Origin of the sequence: Agrococcus sp. GCM10030265 (genome assembly GCF_042666675.1) — a bacterium.
Taxonomy (GTDB): domain Bacteria; phylum Actinomycetota; class Actinomycetes; order Actinomycetales; family Microbacteriaceae; genus Agrococcus.
The window spans coordinates 64,102-84,338 of record NZ_JBHTCZ010000002.1 but is presented as its reverse complement, the minus strand read 5'-3'; the positions used below and the strand labels follow the sequence as shown (position 1 = coordinate 84,338).

The 20,237-nt window shown below is 73.9% G+C and carries 19 protein-coding genes; 10 read left to right on the top strand and 9 right to left on the bottom strand.

From position 1 onward, the window contains the following. Positions 1-14: 14 nt before the first annotated feature. From ACFQPP_RS04580 to ACFQPP_RS04565, 4 genes are all read right to left on the bottom strand, one after another. Positions 15-1,049 carry an LLM class flavin-dependent oxidoreductase gene (locus tag ACFQPP_RS04580; RefSeq protein ID WP_376915373.1) on the bottom strand — a complete coding sequence of 345 codons (1,035 nt, stop codon included), beginning with the start codon at positions 1,047-1,049 and terminating at the stop codon, positions 15-17. Between the two features lie 6 nt (positions 1,050-1,055). Next, entirely contained in the window at positions 1,056-2,237 is a 1,182-nt protein-coding gene (locus tag ACFQPP_RS04575; protein WP_376915372.1) for an acetyl-CoA C-acyltransferase, read from the bottom strand. A gap of 313 nt (positions 2,238-2,550) precedes the next feature. Continuing rightward, positions 2,551-2,886: a hypothetical protein gene (locus ACFQPP_RS04570; RefSeq protein WP_376915371.1), complete on the bottom strand. Its 336-nt coding sequence runs from the start codon at positions 2,884-2,886 to the stop codon at positions 2,551-2,553. 47 nt (positions 2,887-2,933) lie between these two features. After that, on the bottom strand, positions 2,934-3,227 hold the full coding sequence (locus ACFQPP_RS04565; RefSeq protein ID WP_376915370.1) for a hypothetical protein: 294 nt from the start codon (positions 3,225-3,227) through the stop codon (positions 2,934-2,936). A 302-nt stretch (positions 3,228-3,529) separates the two neighbouring features. On the opposite strand from ACFQPP_RS04565, the gene ACFQPP_RS04560 reads away from it, so the two are divergent. From ACFQPP_RS04560 to ACFQPP_RS04525, 8 genes are all read left to right on the top strand, one after another. After that, entirely contained in the window at positions 3,530-3,619 is a 90-nt protein-coding gene (locus ACFQPP_RS04560; RefSeq protein ID WP_376915369.1) for a potassium-transporting ATPase subunit F, read from the top strand. Beyond that, on the top strand, positions 3,619-5,310 hold the full coding sequence (gene kdpA / locus ACFQPP_RS04555; RefSeq protein WP_376915368.1) for a potassium-transporting ATPase subunit KdpA: 1,692 nt from the start codon (positions 3,619-3,621) through the stop codon (positions 5,308-5,310). The genes ACFQPP_RS04560 and kdpA overlap by 1 nt, the downstream gene beginning before the upstream one ends. Then, positions 5,307-7,481: a potassium-transporting ATPase subunit KdpB gene (gene kdpB / locus ACFQPP_RS04550; protein WP_376915367.1), complete on the top strand. Its 2,175-nt coding sequence runs from the start codon at positions 5,307-5,309 to the stop codon at positions 7,479-7,481. Before kdpA ends, kdpB begins: the two co-directional genes overlap by 4 nt. 51 nt (positions 7,482-7,532) lie before the next feature. Further along, positions 7,533-8,144 (top strand): potassium-transporting ATPase subunit KdpC, encoded by a 612-nt coding sequence (gene kdpC / locus ACFQPP_RS04545; RefSeq protein WP_376915366.1) that lies wholly within the window; start codon positions 7,533-7,535, stop codon positions 8,142-8,144. Continuing rightward, positions 8,144-10,669 carry an ATP-binding protein gene (locus ACFQPP_RS04540; protein ID WP_376915365.1) on the top strand — a complete coding sequence of 842 codons (2,526 nt, stop codon included), beginning with the start codon at positions 8,144-8,146 and terminating at the stop codon, positions 10,667-10,669. The genes kdpC and ACFQPP_RS04540 overlap by 1 nt, the downstream gene beginning before the upstream one ends. Beyond that, complete coding sequence (locus ACFQPP_RS04535) at positions 10,666-11,400, top strand: response regulator (protein ID WP_376915364.1); 735 nt, start codon at positions 10,666-10,668, stop codon at positions 11,398-11,400. Before ACFQPP_RS04540 ends, ACFQPP_RS04535 begins: the two co-directional genes overlap by 4 nt. Further along, positions 11,397-12,245 carry an SDR family NAD(P)-dependent oxidoreductase gene (locus ACFQPP_RS04530; RefSeq protein WP_376915363.1) on the top strand — a complete coding sequence of 283 codons (849 nt, stop codon included), beginning with the start codon at positions 11,397-11,399 and terminating at the stop codon, positions 12,243-12,245. The genes ACFQPP_RS04535 and ACFQPP_RS04530 overlap by 4 nt, the downstream gene beginning before the upstream one ends. Positions 12,246-12,542: 297 nt before the next feature. Next, positions 12,543-12,746, top strand: coding sequence for a cold-shock protein (locus ACFQPP_RS04525; RefSeq protein ID WP_376915362.1), 204 nt, complete (start codon positions 12,543-12,545; stop codon positions 12,744-12,746). Between the two features lie 93 nt (positions 12,747-12,839). Here the strand turns inward: ACFQPP_RS04525 and ACFQPP_RS04520 are convergent, their stop codons facing one another. Next, positions 12,840-14,426 (bottom strand): FAD-dependent oxidoreductase, encoded by a 1,587-nt coding sequence (locus tag ACFQPP_RS04520; RefSeq protein ID WP_376915361.1) that lies wholly within the window; start codon positions 14,424-14,426, stop codon positions 12,840-12,842. 88 nt (positions 14,427-14,514) lie between these two features. On the opposite strand from ACFQPP_RS04520, the gene ACFQPP_RS04515 reads away from it, so the two are divergent. Both ACFQPP_RS04515 and ACFQPP_RS04510 read left to right on the top strand, forming a co-directional pair. Beyond that, positions 14,515-15,081, top strand: coding sequence for a helix-turn-helix domain-containing protein (locus ACFQPP_RS04515; RefSeq protein WP_376915360.1), 567 nt, complete (start codon positions 14,515-14,517; stop codon positions 15,079-15,081). Positions 15,082-15,214: 133 nt separating this feature from the next. Beyond that, positions 15,215-17,257 carry a bifunctional metallophosphatase/5'-nucleotidase gene (locus tag ACFQPP_RS04510; protein ID WP_376915359.1) on the top strand — a complete coding sequence of 681 codons (2,043 nt, stop codon included), beginning with the start codon at positions 15,215-15,217 and terminating at the stop codon, positions 17,255-17,257. Between the two features lie 129 nt (positions 17,258-17,386). Here ACFQPP_RS04510 and ACFQPP_RS04505 read toward each other — a convergent pair whose 3' ends face one another. From ACFQPP_RS04505 to ACFQPP_RS04490, 4 genes are all read right to left on the bottom strand, one after another. After that, positions 17,387-17,995: a TetR/AcrR family transcriptional regulator gene (locus ACFQPP_RS04505; protein ID WP_376915358.1), complete on the bottom strand. Its 609-nt coding sequence runs from the start codon at positions 17,993-17,995 to the stop codon at positions 17,387-17,389. 106 nt (positions 17,996-18,101) lie between these two features. Beyond that, positions 18,102-18,659: a dihydrofolate reductase family protein gene (locus tag ACFQPP_RS04500; RefSeq protein WP_376915357.1), complete on the bottom strand. Its 558-nt coding sequence runs from the start codon at positions 18,657-18,659 to the stop codon at positions 18,102-18,104. Between the two features lie 43 nt (positions 18,660-18,702). Beyond that, the gene (locus tag ACFQPP_RS04495; protein ID WP_376915356.1) at positions 18,703-19,683 is read right to left on the bottom strand and encodes an aldo/keto reductase; all 981 of its coding nucleotides are present in this window, start codon (positions 19,681-19,683) and stop codon (positions 18,703-18,705) included. A gap of 80 nt (positions 19,684-19,763) precedes the next feature. Continuing rightward, complete coding sequence (locus ACFQPP_RS04490; protein ID WP_376915355.1) at positions 19,764-20,225, bottom strand: GNAT family N-acetyltransferase; 462 nt, start codon at positions 20,223-20,225, stop codon at positions 19,764-19,766. Positions 20,226-20,237 lie beyond the last annotated feature (12 nt).

Here is a 20,237-nt window from a genome sequence, read left to right as displayed (position 1 = left end):
GCCGCGCCGTCGCGCTAGGCGGGCTGCGCCGCGGGCACGCGCGCCGCGGCGATGAGGTCGAGGGCGCGCACGCGCTCGGCGGCGCTCGTGCCGTGCACGGCGAGCATGACCTCGTCGGCCGACGCCTCCTCGGCGAACGCCTCGAACGCTGCGACGGCATCCTCGCCCGTGCCCACGACCGAGCGACGCATCATCGCGAGCACCTGCCTGCCCTGCGGCGACTCGGCGAGCACGTCGAGGTCGGCGTCCGACAGCGACTCCGCCGCCGCCGCGCCCCGCAGCAGGAATGCGCGGATGCGCGAGCGGCGCACGACGGCGTCCATCTCGGCAGCCTCCTCGCGCGTGGGAGCGACCGTGGCGTTGAAGGCGGCGATGACGTGGGGCTCGGCGAGCTGCGCGGACGGGCGGAAGCCCTCGCGGTACGCGCGCACCGCCTGCAGCAGCAGGTCGGGTGCGAAGTGCGACGCGAACGCGTACGGCAGGCCGTAGGCCGCGGCGAGCTCGGCGCCGAACAGGCTCGAGCCGAGGATGGTGAGCGGCACGTCGGTGCCGGATCCCGGCACGGCCTGCACGCCCTCGACGATCGACGCGCCCGACAGGTAGCCCTGCAGCTCGCGCACGTCGTGCGGGAACGAGTCGGCGACGCGCGGGTCGCGGCGCAGCGCCTGCAGCGTGCGCTGGTCGGTGCCCGGCGCGCGGCCCAGCCCGAGGTCGATGCGCCCCGGGTGCAGCGTCGCGAGGGTGCCGAACTGCTCGGCGATCACGAGCGGCGAGTGGTTGGGCAGCATGATGCCGCCCGAGCCGAGCCGGATCGTCGACGTGTGCGCGGCGACGTGCGCGATGAGCACGGCCGTCGCGCTCGAGGCGATCGTCGGCATGTTGTGGTGCTCGGCGTACCAGACGCGTGCGAAGCCGTGCCGCTCGGCGGCCTGCGCGAGCAGCACGCTGCCGTGGAGGGAGTCGGCGACCGACTCCTTCCTGCTGATGGGGGCGAGGTCGAGGATCGAGAGGCGCACGTCTGGAGCCAACGTGCGCCCCTCCTCCCCCATTCCTGCCTAGAGCGCCTCGAGCACGACGGCGGTGCCCTGGCCGCCACCGCCGCAGATGCCGACGGCGCCGAGCGAGCCCGCCCCGGCCTGCTGCAGCCTCCGCGCGAGGTGCCCGACGATGCGCGCGCCCGAGGCGCCGATGGGGTGGCCGAGCGCGATGGCGCCGCCGTGCGCGTTGACGATCGCCGGGTCGATGCCCAGCTCGCGCGTCGAGACGATGCCGACCGCCGCGAACGCCTCGTTGATCTCGACGGCCACGAGGTCGGAGGCGCTCGCGCCCATGCGGCCGAGGGCCTGCAGGATGGCGTTCGAGGGCTGCGCGTGCAGCGAGACGTCGGGGCCGGCGACGAGGCCCGTCGCGCGCACCCGCGCGAGCCCGGCGATGCCGTGCTCGGCGGCGTACCGGTCGGAGACGAGCACGACGGCCGCGGCGCCGTCGGTGATCTGCGACGCGTTGCCGGCCGTGATGGTGCCGTGCTCGCGGTCGAACGCGGGGCGGAGGCCCGCGAGCGACTCGGCGGTCGTGTCTCGGCGTCCGCCGTCGTCGGCGGCGACGAGCACCGTCTCGCGGCCCCTACGCACCTCGATCGGCACGATCTCGTCGTCGAGGAGCCCGGCGTCCTGCGCCGCGGCGAGCCGCTGGTGCGAGGAGGCGGCGAACGCATCCTGCTCCTCGCGCGTGACGCCGAGGGGCCCGTTGAACGACTCGGTCGACGCGCCCATCGATCGACGCTCGAACGCGTCGGTGAGGCCGTCGTGCTCCATGGTGTCGACGAGCTCGAGCGCGCCGTAGCGCTGCCCGGTGCGCATGGGCGCCGCATGCGGCGCGAGCGACATGGACTCCTGACCGATCGCGAGGACGACGTCGGCCTCGCCGAGCTGGATGAGCCGATGCGCGGCGACGACCGCCTCCGCACCCGACAGGCACACGGCGTTGATGCCGAGCGCGGGCACGGTCATGGGCACGCCAGCGGCGACGGCCGCCTGCCGCGGCGGATTCTGGCCGACCGCCGCCGGGAGCACCTGCCCGACGATCACCGTCTGCACGGCCTCCGGCGACACGCCCGCCTTCGCGAGCGCCGCGGCGCCCGCGTGCCCTCCGAGGGTGGTCGACGGGGTGGATGCGAGCTGCCCGAGGTAGCGGGCGAACGGGGTGCGGGCGTATCCGGCGACGATCGTGTCGGTCATGGCTGCTCCTTCGCAGTGGCGGTGCGGCCAGCCTACGTCGGCGTCCTGCGGACGGCGTGGGGCGAGGGAGCGGGTCCGCGCCGCGGTCGCCCGCGGGTCTCGCGACGGCTGCGCCCTTCGGAGGCGGCCTCCTCGACCGGCAGGTGGGATGCGGCCCCGCGCTGGAGCGCCACCACTGCTGGTCGAGGAGCGCGCGTCGCGGGCTCCGCGGATCGTGCCTCGGCTCGACGTCGCGGTCGTGCGACGGGTCTCGCGACGGCTGCGCCCTTCGGGCGCGGCCTCCTCGACCGGCAGGTGGGATGCCGGGACCGGGTCAGCGCTCCGGCGGGGTCTCGCCGCGGTGGATGGCCTCCGCCTCGCCCTCGCCGACGAGCACGAGCCCGCGCGCGGTGTTCGCCATCTCGGCGAGCACCTCGAGCCACACGGCGTTCAGCTGCGGAGGCCGCGAGCCCGCGAAGCGGAATTCGAGCGGCACCGACGGCGACATCCACAGGCTCACGCGGCCGGAGCCCGAGTCGGGCTCGACCGTCCACGACACGAGGAAGGACTCCTGGCGGCGCAGCTTCGACGCGATGACGGCCTTCAGGTGGGCGAGCATCCGATCCTCGATCTGGTACTCGGTCGCGCCGGCATAGGTGAGGTGTCCCATCGCTGCCACGCTAGCGGCAGCGATGGGACGGGGGAAGGTCGATCGTGCTAGCGCTCGGCCGCGTCGCCGCGGCCGTGCCCCTCCTCGTACCACTGCGGTGCGGTGTCCTGCGCGCCACCCTCGGCGCGGTCGCCGGTCCACTGCTCCGCTGCGTCCTCGGTGCGCTCGGGACCGCTGCCCGCCCACTGGTCGGCGGTGTCCTGCGGACCCGGGTCGTCCTGCGTGCCCGCACCGTCGTCGCGCACCCACTGCGCGGCGCGGTCCTGATGGCCGCCGGTCGTCACGCCCTCGGCCTCGCGGTCGCGGTCGTGCTCGGTGCCCTCCACGTGCTCGTCGCTCATCGTCGACTCCTCTCGCGCTGGACGCTACGCCCGCGCATCCGGCGCCGTCGCCACCTTGACACCAGCGTCGCACGGGGGTCGTGAGGGATGCGCGGGCGGCCGTGAGGGTTCCGTGAGGATCGCCGGCCGCGGGATGCGGGAGGCGTTGGATCGCATGCGGCGCCGCTCGGCACCCGCACCCCGTCCCGGGTGCGTCACGCACCGCCACAGGAGTGCCCCAAGATGCTCGACATCATCGTCGTCGCGAGCGTGCTCGCGCTGTTCGCCCTGCTCGGGCTCGTCGTGAAGGCGGTCGAGCGCCTGTGATCGTGCTCGAGATCGTCGCCGCCGCGCTCGCGCTCGCCGCCGTCGGCATGCTGCTCGTCGCGCTCGTGCGCCCGGAGCGGTTCTGATGGATGCGACCGCCTCCGCCTGGCTGACCGGCGGCGCGAGCCTCGCCGTGGTGCTCGTCGTGCTCGCGCTCGTGCACCGCCCCCTCGGCGACCACCTCGCCCGCACGTACACGTCGACGCGCGACCTGCGGATCGAGCGCGGCCTGTACCGCCTCATGGGCGTCGACCCCCGTGCCGAGCAGACGTGGCAGGCGTACGCCCGCGCCGTGCTCGCCTTCTCGCTCGTGGGCGTGCTCGCCCTGTACCTGCTGCAGCGCCTGCAGCCCGTGCTGCCGTACGCGCTCGGCCTGCCCGCCGTGCCCGAGCTGCTGTCGTTCAACACGGCGGCGTCGTTCGTCGGCAACACGAACTGGCAGTCGTACGTGCCCGAGGCGACGGTGGGCTACGCCGTGCAGTCGGCCGGGCTCGTCGTGCAGAACTTCGTGTCGGCGGCGATCGGCATGGCCGTGGCCGTCGCGCTCGTGCGCGGCCTCGTCGCACGCGGCGCGGGCACCATCGGCAACGTGTGGGTGGACCTCACGCGCGGCACCATCCGGGTGCTCCTGCCCATCTCGCTGCTCGGCGCGCTCGTGCTGCTCGCGGCCGGCGTCGTGCAGGACCTGGCCGGCTTCCAGCAGGTGCAGACCCTCGCGGGGCTCCCGCAGCTGCTGCCGGGCGGGCCCGTCGCCTCGCAGGAGTCGATCCGCCTGCTCGGCACGAACGGCGGTGGCTTCTTCAACGCGAACGCCGCGCATCCGCTCGAGAACCCCGCGGGGTGGACGAGCCTGCTGCAGATCCTGCTCATGCTCGCGATCCCCTCCGCGATGCCGCGCATGCTCGGCACCATGGTCGGCGATCGGCGCCAGGGCCTCGCGATCGTCGCGATCATGCTCGTGCTGCTGCTCGCCCTCTGGGCGGCCGCGATGGCGTTCGAGACCGCGGCGGGCGGCACGGCGACGCAGCTCGCCGGCGCTGCGATGGAGGGCAAGGAGGTGCGCTTCGGCGTCGACGGGTCGGTGCTCTTCGGCATCGTGTCGACGGGGACCTCGACGGGTGCCGTGAACTCGATGCACGACTCGTGGACGGCGCTCGGCGGCATGATGCCGCTCCTCGCGATGATGCTCGGCGAGGTCGCGCCCGGCGGCGTCGGCGCCGGCCTGTACGGCATCCTCGTGCTCTCGATCATCGCCGTGTTCGTCGCCGGCCTGCTCGTGGGCCGCACGCCCGAGTACCTCGGGAAGCGCATCACGGCGCGCGAGATGCAGCTGGCGGCCCTGTCGATCCTCGTGACGCCGACGCTCGTGCTCGGCGGCACGGCGCTGTCGTTCGCCATCCCCGCCGTGCGCGCCGACGTCGAGTCGACGTCGATCTGGAACCCCGGCGTGCATGGGCTCACGGAGGTGCTCTACGCCTTCACGTCGGCGGCGAACAACAACGGCTCGGCCTTCGCGGGCCTCACGGCGAACACCGACTGGCTGAACGCGGCCCTCGGCGTCGTGATCCTGCTCGGCCGCTTCCTCCCCATCATCCTCGTGCTCGCGCTCGCGGGCTCGTTCGCCAGGCAGGACCGCGTGCCCAGCACCGCGGGCACGCTGCCCACCCACACCCCCCTCTTCGTCGGCCTCACGACCGGCGTCATCGTCCTCGTGTCCGCGCTCACGTACCTCCCGGTGCTCGCGCTCGGTCCGCTCGCAGAAGGGCTGGTCGCATGACCGTCGTCGCACCCGCATCCGAGTCGCCTGAGGCGTCGACCCCGCAGGAGCGCACCCCGGCGCGTCCCGGCCTGTCGTGGGCGCAGGTGCGCCAGGCGCTCCCCGGCGCCGTCCGCAGGCTCGACCCGCGCCACCTGTGGCACAACCCCGTCATGCTCATCGTGTGGGCGGGCGCCGTGCTCACGACGGTGCTCGCGGTCGCCGAGCCGTTCGTGGGCGGCCCCGGCACGTCGGGCGGCACGCCCGTGCCCGCGGCGTTCACGGCGATCATCGCCGCCTGGCTGTGGCTGACGGTGCTGTTCGCGAACCTCGCGGAGGCCATCGCCGAGGGTCGCGGCAAGGCGCAGGCCGACACGCTGCGCGCCACCCGCACGAGCACGGTCGCTCGACGCGTCGAGGTCTACGACGCCGCGGGCGACGCAGGGGCGGAGCGCGCGACCATCGTGGATGTCCCCTCGAGCGAGCTGCGGCTCGGCGACCACGTCGTCGTCACGGCCGGCGAGCCCGTGCCGGGCGACGGCGACGTCGTGCACGGCGTCGCATCGGTCGACGAGTCGGCGATCACCGGCGAGTCCGCGCCCGTCATCCGCGAGTCCGGCGGCGACCGCAGCGCCGTCACCGGTGGCACGCGCGTGCTGTCGGATCGCATCGTCGTGCGGATCACGGCGAAGCCGGGCGAGACGTTCGTCGACCGCATGATCTCGCTCGTCGAGGGCGCGGCGAGGCAGAAGACGCCGAACGAGATCGCGCTCGACATCCTCCTCGCGTCGCTGTCGATCGTGTTCGTGCTCGTGACCCTCACGCTCAACCCGATCGCCTCGTACGCCGCGAGCCCCGTGGCGCTGTCGGTGCTCGTCGCGCTGCTCGTGTGCCTCATCCCCACCACGATCGGCGCGCTGCTGAGCGCGATCGGCATCGCGGGCATGGATCGCCTCGTGCAGCGGGGCGTGCTCGCGATGTCGGGACGCGCGGTGGAGGCTGCCGGCGACGTCACGACGCTGCTGCTCGACAAGACGGGCACCATCACGTACGGCAACCGCCGCGCATCCGACGTCGTGCCGCTCGCGGGCGTCGACCGCGACGAGCTGCTGCGCGTCGCAGCGCTGTCGTCGCTCGCCGACCCCACGCCCGAGGGGCAGTCGATCGTCGAGCTCGCGCGCACGGCGGGGGTCGCGATCGACGAGGGCGCCACGGCCTCCCCCGGGGCGCAGGTCGTGCCCTTCACGGCGGAGACGCGCATGTCGGGCCTCGACGAGACCGGCGGCAGGCGCATCCGCAAGGGCGCCGTGTCGGCGGTGCGCGCGTGGCTCCTCGCCGAGGGCGCCGGGCTGTCGGAGGCGACGGCGCGCGAGCTCGAGGCCGCGACCGACGCGATCTCCTCGTCGGGCGGCACGCCGCTCGTCGTCGCCGTCGCACCCGTCGACGGCCCCGCGCACGCCCTCGGCGTCGTGCACCTGAAGGACGTCGTGAAGGCCGGCATCGCCGAGCGCTTCGCCGAGCTGCGCGCCATGGGCATCCGCACCGTCATGATCACGGGCGACAACCCGCGCACCGCCGCCGCGATCGCGAGGGAGGCCGGGGTCGACGACCACCTCGCCGAGGCGACCCCCGAGGACAAGCTCGCCCTCATCCGCAGGGAGCAGGAGGGCGGCAACCTCGTCGCGATGACGGGCGACGGCACGAACGACGCGCCGGCGCTCGCGCAGGCCGACGTCGGCGTCGCGATGCACTCGGGCACGTCGGCGGCGAAGGAGGCCGGCAACATGGTCGACCTCGACTCCGACCCGACGAAGCTCATCGACGTCGTGCGGATCGGCAAGCAGCTGCTCATCACGCGCGGCGCGCTCACGACCTTCTCCATCGCGAACGACGTCGCGAAGTACTTCGCGATCATCCCCGCCATGTTCGCGGGCGTCTACCCGGGGCTGCAGGTGCTGAACGTCATGGGCCTGCACTCGCCGGCGTCGGCGGTGCTCTCGGCCGTCATCTTCAACGCCGTCGTCATCGTGCTGCTCATCCCGCTCGCCCTGAAGGGCGTGCGCTACCGCCCCGTCGCGGCGTCGCGCCTGCTGTCGAGGAACCTCCTCGTCTACGGCGTCGGCGGCCTCGTCGCCCCGTTCGCCGGCATCTGGCTCATCGACCTCGTCGTGCGCCACATCCCCGGGTTCTGACCCACCGCGTCCACCGCATCCACCGCACGCCCCGGAACCGAGGAGCCCACCGTGTCCGCAACCCGATCCACCCTCCGCACCCTGTGGGTGTCGGTCCGCGCCGTCGCCGTCTTCACCGTGCTCGCCGGCATCGCCTACACGGGCGTCGTCACGGCCGTCGGCCAGCTCGCCATGCCGTCGCAGGCGAACGGCTCGCTCGTGCGCGACGCCGACGGCGAGGTCGTCGGCTCCGCGCTCGTCGGCCAGGCGTTCGTCGACGCCGACGGCGCACCGCTGCGCGAGTACTTCCAGTCGCGACCGTCGGCGGCGGGCGACGGGTACGACGGCGCCGCGTCGGCCGGCTCGAACCACGGCCCCGAGCATCCGGACCTCGTCGCCGCCGTCGCCGAGCGCATCGCGCAGGTCGCCGAGCTCGAGGGCGTCGCGCCCGAGGACGTGCCCGCCGACGCCGTCACGGCGTCCGGCTCGGGCCTCGACCCGCACATCTCCCCCGCCTACGCCGCCATCCAGGTCGACCGCGTCGCCGACGAGCGCGGCCTCGACGCCGCCGCCGTCGCGGATCTCGTGGAGGTCCACACGAGCGCGCCGCTCGCCGGCTTCGTCGGCGAGGCTACGGTGAACGTGCTCGAGCTGAACCTGGCGCTCGACGAGCTGGAGGGCTGATGGCACGAGGGCGGCTGCGCGTGCTGCTGGGCGCTGCCCCCGGCGTCGGCAAGACGTACGCGATGCTCGAGGAGGGGCGACGGCTCGGGCTCGAGGGCCTCGACGTCGTCGTGGCGCTCGTCGAGACCCACGGCCGCGCTGCGACGGCGGCGATGGCCGATGGGCTCGAGGTCGTGCCGCGCGCCGAGCGCGAGCACCGCGGCATGCGACTGACCGAGATGGACCTCGATGCCGTGCTCGCGCGGCGGCCGGACGTCGCGCTCGTCGACGAGCTCGCGCACACGAACGCGACCGGCTCCCGCCACGAGAAGCGCTGGCAGGACGTGCACGCGCTGCTCGACGCCGGCATCGACGTCATCTCCACCGTCAACATCCAGCACATCGAGTCGCTGCACGACGTCGTGCAGCGCATCACGGGCATCGTGCAGCGCGAGACCATCCCCGACGACGTGCTGCGCGCCGCCGACACCGTCGAGGTCGTCGACCTGTCGCCGCAGGCGCTGCGCGACCGCCTCGCAGGCGGACGCGTGTACCCGGCCGAGCGCATCGACGCCGCGCTGTCGAACTACTTCCGGCTCGGCAACCTCACGGCGCTGCGCGAGCTCGCGCTGCTGTGGCTCGCCGACGAGGTCGACCAGGCGCTGCAGCGCTACCGCGCGCAGCACGGCATCGACGCGTCGTGGGAGGCGCGCGAGCGCGTCGTGGTGACCCTGACGGGCGGACGCGAGGGCGAGACGCTGCTGCGGCGAGGCGCGCGCATCGCCGCACGGTCGTCGGGTGGCGAGCTGCTCGCGGTGCACGTGACGACGCAGGACGGGCTGCGCTCGGGCGATCCCGAGGCGCTCGCGCGGCAGCGCGCGCTCGTCGAGCAGCTCGGCGGCACCTTCCACCAGGTCGTGGGCGACGACGTGCCGGAGGCGCTCGTCGGCTTCGCGCGGGCCGTCAACGCGACGCAGCTCGTCATCGGCGCGTCGCGTCGCGGCCGACTGCAGTCGGCGCTCACGGGTCCGGGCATCGGGCAGACCGTCATCGCGAAGGCCGGGTCGATCGACGTGCACGTCGTGACGCACGACGCGGCAGCGGGTGGATCGCGAGCGCGGCTGCCTCGCCTGGGCGGCGCGCTGTCGATGCGGCGTCGCCTCGCGGGCTTCGCGCTCGCGCTCGGCGTCGGCCCGCTGCTCACGTGGGCGCTGTGGAGCGTGCGCAGCGCCGAGTCGATCACGACCGACGTGCTGGCGTTCCAGCTGCTCGTCGTCGTCGTCGCGCTCGCAGGCGGCCTGTGGCCGGCGGTGTTCGCCGCCGTGATGAGCGGCCTCGTGCTCGACGTGCTCTTCGTGCAGCCGCTGTTCTCGATCGCGGTCGACGACCTCACGCACGCCGCCGCGCTCGCCCTCTACGTCGTGATCGCCGTGCTCGTCAGCATCGTCGTCGACCGCGCAGCGCGGCAGACGCGTGCGGCGCGCAGGGCAGCAGCGGAGGCCGAGCTGCTCGCGACCGTCGCCGGGTCGGTGCTGCGCGGCACGGGTGCCGTGCAGGCGCTCGTCGACCGCACGCGGGAGGCGTTCGGGCTCGACGGCGTCGCCCTCGTCGACGACGGCGAGGTCGTGGCGACCTCGGGCGCGCGCACGGGCGTCGCGACGCGCGTCGACGTGACGGCGGCGGCGGCGCTCGCGCTGCACGGGCGCGACCTCGACGCGAGCGAGCGGCGACTGCTGGCCGTCATCGTCGCGCAGGTCGAGGCCGCGCTCGAGCGCGACGACCTCGTCGAGACCGCGAGCGAGGTGGCACCGCTCGCCGCGACCGACAAGGTGCGCACGGCCCTGCTCGCCGCGCTCTCCCACGATCTGCGACGTCCGCTCGCAGCGGCGGGTGCAGCCGTCGGCGGGCTGCGCGCCGCGGGCGCACGCCTGACCGACGACGACCGCGCCGAGCTGCTCGAGACCGCCGAGGAGTCGCTCGACGCCCTCACGACGCTCGTCACCGACCTGCTCGACGTCTCCCGCGTGCAGGCCGGCGTCCTCGCGGTGTCCGCCGCGCCCACCGACCCGGCCGACGCGGTGCTCCCCGCGCTCGAGGAGCTGCGGCTCGGCCCGGACGACGTCGAGCTCGACCTCGACGCCGAGGGCACGCTCGTCGTCGCCGACGCCGTGCTGCTGCAGCGCGTCGTCGTGAACCTCGTCGCGAACGCGCAGCGGCACGCCCCGGCGGGCACGCGCGTGCGCATCGCGACGAGCGCGTTCGCAGGCCAGGTCGAGCTGCGGGTCGTCGACCACGGCCCCGGCATCCCGCCCGAGCGCCGCGACGACGTGTTCGTGCCCTTCCAGCGCCTCGGCGACACCGACAACACCGCCGGGCTCGGGCTCGGCCTCGCGCTCTCGCGCGGCTTCGTGGAGGGGATGGGCGGCACGCTCGAGGCCGAGGACACCCCGGGCGGAGGCCTCACGATGGTCGTGACGCTCGGCGCGGCCGCCGGCGCCGCGTCGTCCGACGACGACGCATCGGACGACGAGGAGGTGCGCGCATGAGGATCCTCATCGCCGACGACGACCCGCAGCTGCTGCGCGCGCTGCGCATCACCCTCGGCGCGAAGGGCTACGACGTCGTCACGGCCGGCGACGGCGCCGAGGCCGTGCGCGTCGCGATCGACGCGCATCCCGACCTCGTCATGCTCGACCTCGGCATGCCGCACCTCGACGGCGTCGAGGTCATCGCAGCCATCCGCGGCTGGTCGGCGACGCCCATCCTCGTCGTCTCCGGACGCACGGGCGCGGCCGACAAGGTCGAGGCGCTCGACGCCGGCGCCGACGACTACGTGACGAAGCCGTTCCAGATCGACGAGCTGCTCGCCCGCATCCGGGCGCTCACGCGCCGCATCCCCGCGCGGGAGGCCGACCGGGTCGTGGGGTTCGCCGACGTGCGCGTCGACCTCGCGGCCCGCACGGTGACGCGCGCAGGCGAGCCCGTGCGGCTCACCCCCACCGAATGGCAGATGCTCGGCCTGCTGCTGCGCAGCCCCTCGCGACTCGTCACGAGGCAGGCGCTGCTCGAGGAGGTGTGGGGCACGAGCGCCGTGCGCGACACGGGATACCTGCGCCTCTACGTCTCGCAGCTGCGCAAGAAGCTCGAGCCCGACCCCGCGCATCCGCGGCATCTGCTCACCGAGGCGGGCATGGGATACCGCTTCGAGCCCGGCTCGTCCAGCACCCCCGGCGACGCGGGCGACGACGACGCGGATGTGCGAGCCTTCGGCGCATGAGCCGCACCATCCTCGTCACCGGCGCGTCCGACGGCATCGGCGCCGTCGCCGCGCGACGCCTCGCCGACGCCGGGCACCGCGTGCTCGTCGCCGGCCGCTCCCCCGAGCGCACCGCATCCGTCGCCTCCGCGGTCGGCGGTCGGGCGTTCGTCGCCGATCTCGCACGCCTCGACGACGTCCGCGCGCTGGCGGCCGACGTGCTCGACGCCACCGGCGGCGAGCTCGACGTGCTCGTGAGCAACGCGGGCGGCATCCTCGGACGCCGCACGCTCACGGTCGACGGCAACGAGGCGACGATGCAGGTCAACCACCTCGCACCGTTCCTGCTGACGCACCTGCTCTCGGACGCGCTGCGCGCGGGCGATGGCCTCGTCGTGCAGACCGCGAGCGCCGCGCACCACTGGGCGAGCGTGCGCTCGGGACCGTTCGGCGTCGGCGACCCGACGATGCGACGCGGTCACACCCCGGCCCGGGCGTACGGCGCCGCGAAGCTCGCGAACGTGCTGTTCGCTCGTGGCGTCTCGTCGCATCTGCCGGGGCTGCAGGCCGTGTCGCTGCATCCCGGCGTCGTCGCGACCTCGTTCGGCTCCGGCTCGACGAGCGCGCTGCGGCTGCTGTACCGAGGTGCGCTGCGTCGGCTGCTGACGAGCGACGAGCACGCGGGCGAGACGCTCGCGCTGCTGGCCGCCGGATCGCCGGGCGCCGACTGGGTGCCGGGCGTCGCGTGGACGGACGGCGCCTACTACGACCAGCGCAGGCTCGGACGCGCCGCGCGGCGCACGCACGACCCCGCGCTCGTCGACGCGACGTGGCGCGTGAGCGCCGCCGCGGTGGGCCTGCGCTGACACGCGCTCGCACTCGGATCGCGCGCGTCGTTCCCATTCGGGCCCTTCCACCCCTAGGCTGGGTGCACGGGCCCGGCTTCTTGGGTCCGCTCGAGGGCCATTTCGCCGGCGTCGTCCGGCAGCGTCGATGGCTGTCGCTGCAGACTCTGCGACGCCCGACCATCCGCCCATCCCGCGATCAGCCCCCGTGGCATCGCCCATCGACTCGTCGCACGTCCCGTGCGACGGAACCGCATCGAACATGCATCGCTGCGACACCCGGTCGGCACCCGCCGACCACGAACGAAGGAAAATGACATGGCTACTGGCACTGTCAAGTGGTTCAGCTCCGAGAAGGGCTTCGGCTTCATCGCTCCCGACGACGGCACCGCCGACGTCTTCGCGCACTTCAGCGCGATCGAGGGCTCCGGCCGTCGCGACCTGTACGACGGCCAGGCCGTCGAGTTCGACACCGAGCAGGGCCAGCGCGGCCTGCAGGCGACGAACATCCGCGCTCTCTGAGCCGAACCGCTCGCACGACGGGCCCGCATCCTCTCGAGGATGCGGGCCCGTCGCTCGTCGCAGGGCACCTCGCCGGGGCGACGCGCCAGCGCGTCAGGCGATGCGCCGCAGCAGCACGACCGCGTCGTCGAGCGTCGCGTCGGAGCCGTCGGGCGCTGTGACGGCGCGCGTGCGCACCTCGGCGACGTCGACGGCCCATGCGGCGCCGAGCGCGAGCTCGTCGACGATCTCCTGCGGGCTCGGCAGCGCGTGGTGGCCCGCGTGCATGGAGGCGGGCGCCCACGACGGCGTGGCCGCGTGCGCGACGACGAGCACGCGACCGCCCACGGCGACGTGCGCCGCCTGCGCGCGCACGATGGCGCCGCGATCGAGGAGCACGGGCGACTGCAGGAAGCTCGCCGTCACGAGGTCGATCTCGCCGCCCGGCTCCCAGGTGGCGAGGTCGGCGGCGACGGCGTCGACGCGGTCCGCGACGCCGGCGCGCTCGGCCGCCTGGCGCGCGCGGGCGACGGCGGTCGGCGCGATGTCGACGCCCGTCACGTGCCACCCCTGCTGGGCGAGCCACACGACGTCGCCGCCCTCGCCGCATCCGAGGTCGACGGCCCGCCCCGGCTCGAGCGGGCCGACGACGTCGACGAGCGCGGCGTTCGCGTGGCCCGACCAGTGGCGCCTGGCGGCGTAGCGCTCCTCCCAGTAGGCGGCGGGCGCGACGTCCGGCCGCGGCTCGGCGTCGCGCGCCTGCACCGCGAGCGCCTCGGCCGCGTCGACGCCGACGAGCATGGCGTTGGCCCCGCCGCCCGCCATCGACCCCGCACCCATCGCGAGCGGCACGTTGCCGAACGGCACGACGACGTTGCCGGCGGCGAGGATGCGCGGGTGGCTCGTCATGCCCATGGCGTCGACGGCGAGCACGCTGCCCGCCGGGCCCTCGGAGCGCGCGAGGCCGAGGTGCGCGACCGCGGCGTCGTGCGGCACGAGCGTCGCGGCGGTGAAGATCGCGTCGACGGGGTGCTTGGCGCCGTCGACCGTGCGCACGTGGTCGATCGCCGTGCCGGCGCCCACGACCTCGGCGACCTCGGCGGCGACGACGCGGATGCCGCGGGCTCGGATGCGCTGCAGGGCCTCCTGCGGCAGCTCGCCCGCGGCGTGCACGAAGGCCACGACGTCGTCGCTCCACTGCCGCAGCAGCTCGACCTGGTGCAGGCTCGCCGGGCTCGTCGCGAGCACGCCGATCGTGCGATCGCGCACCTCCCAGCCGTGGCAGTAGGGGCAGTGCAGCACGGTGACGCCCCAACGCTCGGCGAGGCCCGGGATGGGTGGCAGCGCGTCGGTGACGCCCGTCGCGAGCACGACCGCGCGAGCGTGGATGCGCGCGCCGTCGGCGAGGGTCGCGACGAGGTCGCCGAGCGGTGCGTCCGCGTCGGCGGGGTCGATGCGCACGGCGTCGCCGGAGCGGACCTCGACGCCGTACGCGGCGATCTCGGCGCGGCCGCGCTCGAGGAGCTCGGCCGGGTCGATGCCGTCGTGGCCGAGCACGCCGTGCATGTGGGCGGCGAAGCGGTTGCGGGGGCTGCCCGCGTCGAGCACCAGGGTGCGGCGTCGGGCGCGGCCGAGCATGAGGGCTGCGGAGAGGCCTGCGGCCCCACCACCGAGCACGAGGGCGTCGTAGCGATCTTCCATGCCTCCACCATGCGGTCGAGCATGACAAGATGGCAAGTGTGCTTGCAGAAACGGCAAGTGCGCTCGTGGACGACGATCAGGAGGATGCATGGATGCGCTCGACCAGGTCGGCGCACGGCTGCGCGCGGCGCGCCAGGCGCGCGGCTGGACCCTCGACGACCTCGCGGGCCGCGCCCGCATGTCGGCGAGCACGCTGTCGCGCCTCGAGTCGGGCAAGCGGCAGGCATCGCTCGAGCTGCTGCTGCCCCTCACGACCGAGCTCGGCATCCGCATCGACGACCTCGTGACGCGCGAGCAGCCCGACCCACGGGTCCAGCGCCCCGTCGTCCGCCGCGACGGCATGGTGCTCGCGCCGCTGTCGCGCGAGCGGTCGAAGGTGCAGGCGCTCAAGGTCACGTACCTCCCCGGCCACGAGTGCGGCGAGCCGCGGGTGCACGATGGCTACGAGTGGCTGTACGTGCTGTCGGGTCGGCTGCGCCTCGTGCTCGGCGATCGCGACATCGTGCTCACACGCGGCGAGGCCGCGGAGTTCGACACGTCGGTGCCGCACATGATGACGGTCGTCGGCTCGCGTCCCGTCGAGGTGCTGAGCATCTTCGACGAGACGGGAGCGCGCATGCAGACCCACACGGCGGTCGCCGCATCCGAGGCCTAGCCGATCGATCCACGGCGAGTTCATCCACTCGTCATGTGCGATGCGTAGATTCGGGGTACCCCGCCCGCGTCGGTCGCAGCATCGCCGCGCGCCGCTCGCGGTGGGCCTCCCTTCCACCCGAGAGGAACCCTCCATGCCCGCTCGCAGACGCGTGGCCGCCACCGCGGCCCTCGCCACCGCAGCCCTCCTCGCCGCCCCCGCGGCAGCCACCGCGGCACCGCCGCCCGGCGGCGTCACCCTCACCGTCATGGCGACGACCGACGTCCACGGCCACGTCGCCGACTGGGACTACTTCCGGAACGCGCCGTACGAGGCGGAGGATGCGCTGGGCCTCGCCCGCATCGGCACCGCGATCGACGAGGTGCGCGCCGAGCAGGGCGAGGAGTCGGTCGTCGTGGTCGACAACGGCGACGCGCTGCAGGGCACGCCCTTCACCTACCTCTACGGGTACGGCGACGAGCGCGAGTCGGTGCTCGCGGGCGAGATCGACCACCCGATGGCGCAGGCGTTCGACGCCATCGGCACCGACGTGCAGGTCGTCGGCAACCACGAGTACAACTACGGCCTCGACCTGCTGCGCGCCTACGACGAGGACCTCGACGCTCCCCTGCTCGGGGCGAACGTCATCGACGTCGCCACCGGCGAGCCGTACCACAAGCCCTACGAGGTCGTGGAGCGCGTCATCGACGGCCAGACGGTGCGCGTCGGCGTGCTCGGACTCGTCACGCCCGGCGTGCGCGTGTGGGATCGGCAGTTCGTCGACGGCGTGCTCGAGTTCCAGGACATGGTGACGGCCGCGCAGGAGTGGGTGCCGCAGGTGGCCGCCGAGTCCGACGTCGTCGTCGTGCTCGCCCACACCGGCCAGGGCACCATCGACGACGCCGCCTACGACCCGACGGTGCTGCCCGAGGACGTCGCGGGCAACATCGCGCGCATGGTGCCGGGCATCGACGTGCTCGTCGCCGGCCACAGCCACCGCGACGAGCCGCAGACCGTGGTCACGAACGCCGCCGGCGAGCAGGTGCTCATCACGCAGCCCGCGTACTGGGGCACCTCGGTGAGCGAGGTCACGCTCGAGCTCGCGCCGACGGCCGACGGGTTCGAGGTCTCGTGGGATGCGGGCTTCGCGCCCGTCGTCACCCCCCACTACGGCCGCGACATCGCGACCGAGTCGCAGGCGGTGCTCGACGCGATCGGCGACGAGCACCAGGCCGCGATCGACTACGTGAACACCCCCGTCGCGCAGTCGACCGAGGCGCTCCCCGCTGCCACGTCGCGCTACGAGGACACCGCGATCATCGACTTCATCAACCAGATCCAGCTCGACACCGTCGAGGCGGCGCTCGACGGCACCGAGTGGGCCGACACGACCGTCATCGCGCAGGCCTCGCCGTTCTCGCGCACGGCGCAGTTCCCGCAGGGGCAGGTGACGATCCGCGACATCGCAGGCCTCTACATCTACGAGAACACCCTCACGGGCGTCGAGCTCACCGGCGCGCAGCTGCGCGACTACATGGAGCACTCCGCGCGCTACTTCGTGCAGACCGAGGTCGGCGCCGAGTTCGACCCCGAGACGGGCACGAACGCCGCCTACCCCGACCGCCCCGAGGGCGTGCCGGACTACAACTACGACGCCATCACGGGCCTCGACTACGTCATCGACGTGTCGCAGCCCGTGGGATCGCGCATCGTGGGCCTCGCGCACCCCGACGGCACGCCCGTCGCCGACGACGACGTCTTCGTGATGGCGGTGAACAACTACCGTCAGTCCGGCGGCGGTGGCTTCCCGCACGTCGCCGCGGCGCCCGTCGTCTACGACGAGCGCCTCGAGATCCGGCAGCTGCTCATCGACTGGGCGAGCGAGCGCGGCACGATCGCCCCGGCCGACTTCTTCGTCGAGAACTGGTCGCTCACGACCGACGCGTCGGCGATCCCGACCGACCCGCCGGTCGACCCGCAGCCGAGCGAGCCGACGCCGTCCGAGCCCGCGCCCTCGTCGCCTGCGCCCACCGGCGGCGCCGGAGACGACGTCGCACCGGGCGCCGGCTCGGCTGGCTCGGGCGGCTCGCTGCCGCAGACGGGTGCCGAGGGCTCGGTGGCGATGCTCGTCGCCGCGGTGCTCGCGCTGCTCGCGGGCGGCCTGCTGCTGACGCGTCGCCGCACGACGCAGGGCTGACGCTCGCGCACTCGCGCAGCGACGACGGCGGCGGGCCAGGCTGGTGCCTCGGCCCGCCGTCGTCTGCGGGTGGGGCTGCAGGGGCATCGCCTCGACGGCTGGTCGAGCGCCCGCGCAGCGCCGACGCGCCTACCCGACGTTGCGGCGGATGGATCCCCGGGCGACGAGGCGTGCGTGCTGCAGGAAGGTGGGCTCCGCGGTGGCGCTCGCGCGGAAGGCGAGCTCGACGAGCGCGTCGACCATGGGGCCCGTGGTCTCGAGGGCGACGGTCGCGACGGGGCGCGGCACGGCGTGGTCGCGCACGAGCGCGTCGACGACGGGCGCGGCGATCTCCGACCAGTGGCACCGCTCGCGGTCGGCGCCGAGGTCGATGCGGTCGCCGAGGCCGACGGAGCGCACCCCGGGCTCGGCGCGGTAGTGCTGGGCGACGGCGTCGACGAACGCGTCGATCGTCTGCTCGAGCGTGGGCTGCCCGAGGCGGAAGGCGTCGTCGAGGCGCCGGGTGAGGCGCTCGCGGCTGCGACGGCCGAGCTCGACGAGGATGGCGACGCGGTCGGGGAAGTACCGGTAGACGCTGCCGATCGCGAGCCCCGTGGCCTGCGCGATCGCCGCGGTCGTGAGGCGCTCGGCGCCCCGCTCGGCGACGATCCGCGCGGCGGCGTCGACGATCTGCGCCATGCGGCGTGCAGCGACCGGGGTGAGCGGGGCGCGCGGCACGTCCGCGGCGTCGGTGGACATGGTCATGGTTCGTGACACGAGATACCTCCGAGACGACGACGAGCAGCGGATGCCGAACGTGACGTCTCGCGTGCGATCTGTCCCCCGAAGCCGAGTCGAGCCCTCCTCAGCGCGTCGCGTACCGCAGGTGCACCAGGCCGCTGTCGAAGGCGCGATGCTCGAGCAGCCTCAGGTCGAGCCGCCTGCCGCGCGGCAGCAGGGGCGTGCCGCCGCCGACGGCCGTCGACGTCATGAAGACGTGGATCTCGTCGACGAGCCCGGCGTCGATGGCCTGCGCCGCGAGGGTCGGCCCGTCGATCGTGAGGTCGACGGCGGACGCCGCCTTGAGGGCTCGCACCGCGTCGGGATCGAAGCGCCGCTCGACGCGGGTGCGCTCGCTCGAGACCTCCTGCAGCGTCGTCGAGTACACGACCTTCTCGGCCGCGCGCCAGTCGCGGCCGTAGTCGAGGATGTGCTGCGGCACGTCGGCCTGCAGGTGCACCGTCTCCCAGAAGACCATCGTCTCGTACATGCGCCTGCCGTAGAGGTAGGTGCCGACGTCGCGGAAGAGGTCGCCGACGTAGGTGTGCACCTCCTCGTCCTCGGCGCCGCGCCCGAGGTCGCCCTCGTCGGCGACGGCGAAGCCGTCGAGCGACGTGATCATGCCGTACAGCAGCCTCGCCATGCGAGGACGCTACGCCCGCCCCGGCCGGCGGTCCAGCATCCGATCAGACGAAGCCCTCCATGGCGTGCGGCACGTAGTGCTCCTCGAGGCGGCGCAGCTCGTCGTCGGTGAGCTCGAGCTCGGCTGCGGCGACCGCGTCGTCGAGGTGCTGCATGCGGGTGGCGCCGACGATGGGCGACGAGACGACGGGTTGCGCGAGCACCCAGGCGAGCGCGACCTGGGCGGGGCGCACCTCGCGCTCGGCTGCGATGGCGAGCACGGCATCCACGATGCGCCGGTCGGAGTCCTCGGCCTGCTGGTAGAGGCGCGGGGCGAGGGCGTCGGTCGCGAAGCGGGCCGACTGCTCGTCCCACGGGCGGGTGAGCTTGCCGCGCGCGAGCGGGCTCCACGGCAGCGCCCCCACGCCGGAGTCGGTGCAGAACGGGTACATCTCCCGCTCGTCCTCGCGCGTGAGCAGGTTGTACTGCGCCTGCATCGAGATGAAGCGGGTCCAACCGTGCAGCTGCGCCGTGTGCTGCAGCTTCGCGAACTGCCAGGCCCACATCGACGAGGCGCCGATGTAGCGCACCTTGCCCGAGCGCACGAGGTCGTCGAGCGTCTGCAGCGTCTCCTCGATCGGCACCGTCGGGTCGAAGCGGTGGATCTGCAGCAGGTCGACGTAGTCGGTGCCGAGGCGACGCAGGCTCGCGTGCGTGGACTCGAGGATGTGGCCGCGCGACAGGCCGCGACCGTTGACGCCCTCGCGCATGGGGAAGAAGACCTTCGTCGCGATCACGACGTCCTCGCGGGTCGCGAAGTCGGCGAGGGCGCGGCCGACGATCTCCTCCGAGCGGCCGGCCGAGTACGAGTTCGCCGTGTCGAACGACGTGAAGCCCAGCTCGAGGGCGCGGCGGATGAAGCCGCGCGACTCCTCCTCCGGCAGCGTCCATCCGTGGTTGCCGACGTCCGGCTCTCCGAAGCTCATGCAGCCGAGCGTCACCCTCGACACCTCGAGGCCGCTCGCGCCGATCCTGGTCCGCTCCATCGCCACTCCCTCGTCGACCGTCGACACGACCCTAGCGAGCGCACGCCACGCCCCGTGCTGCTGCTCGTCGGCCGCGCGCGTCAGCCGAGCGTGCGACGGATGACGAAGGCGCGGTCGCCCGTCTCGGCGTCGACGAGCGGCAGGCCGTGCCGCTCGTAGAAGCGCTGCGCGTCGACGTCGGGCTCGTCGACCTCGACCTCGAGCTCGGTCGCGCCGCGTCGCGTCGCCTCCTCGACGACGAGCGCGAGCACGCTCGCGCCGATGCCGCCACCGCGCGCATCCGGCTCGACGTACAGCTCGTCGAGCAGCGCCACCGTGCCCGACCACACGTTGACGCGCAGCGTGACGAGGCCGACGGCGTTCGGCGGCGAGCCGGCGACGACCGCGAACGCGTCGTCGCGCGGCAGCAGCGTCGCGAGGCGCTCGGCGAGCACCTCGGCGCGCGGCGTCGGAGCCTCGAACTCCGTGTTGAACGCATGGAGCAGGCGTGCGACGTCGCGTGCGTCGGCGAGCGTCGCGAGCCGAGCCTCATCGCCTGCCATGGCATGACGATA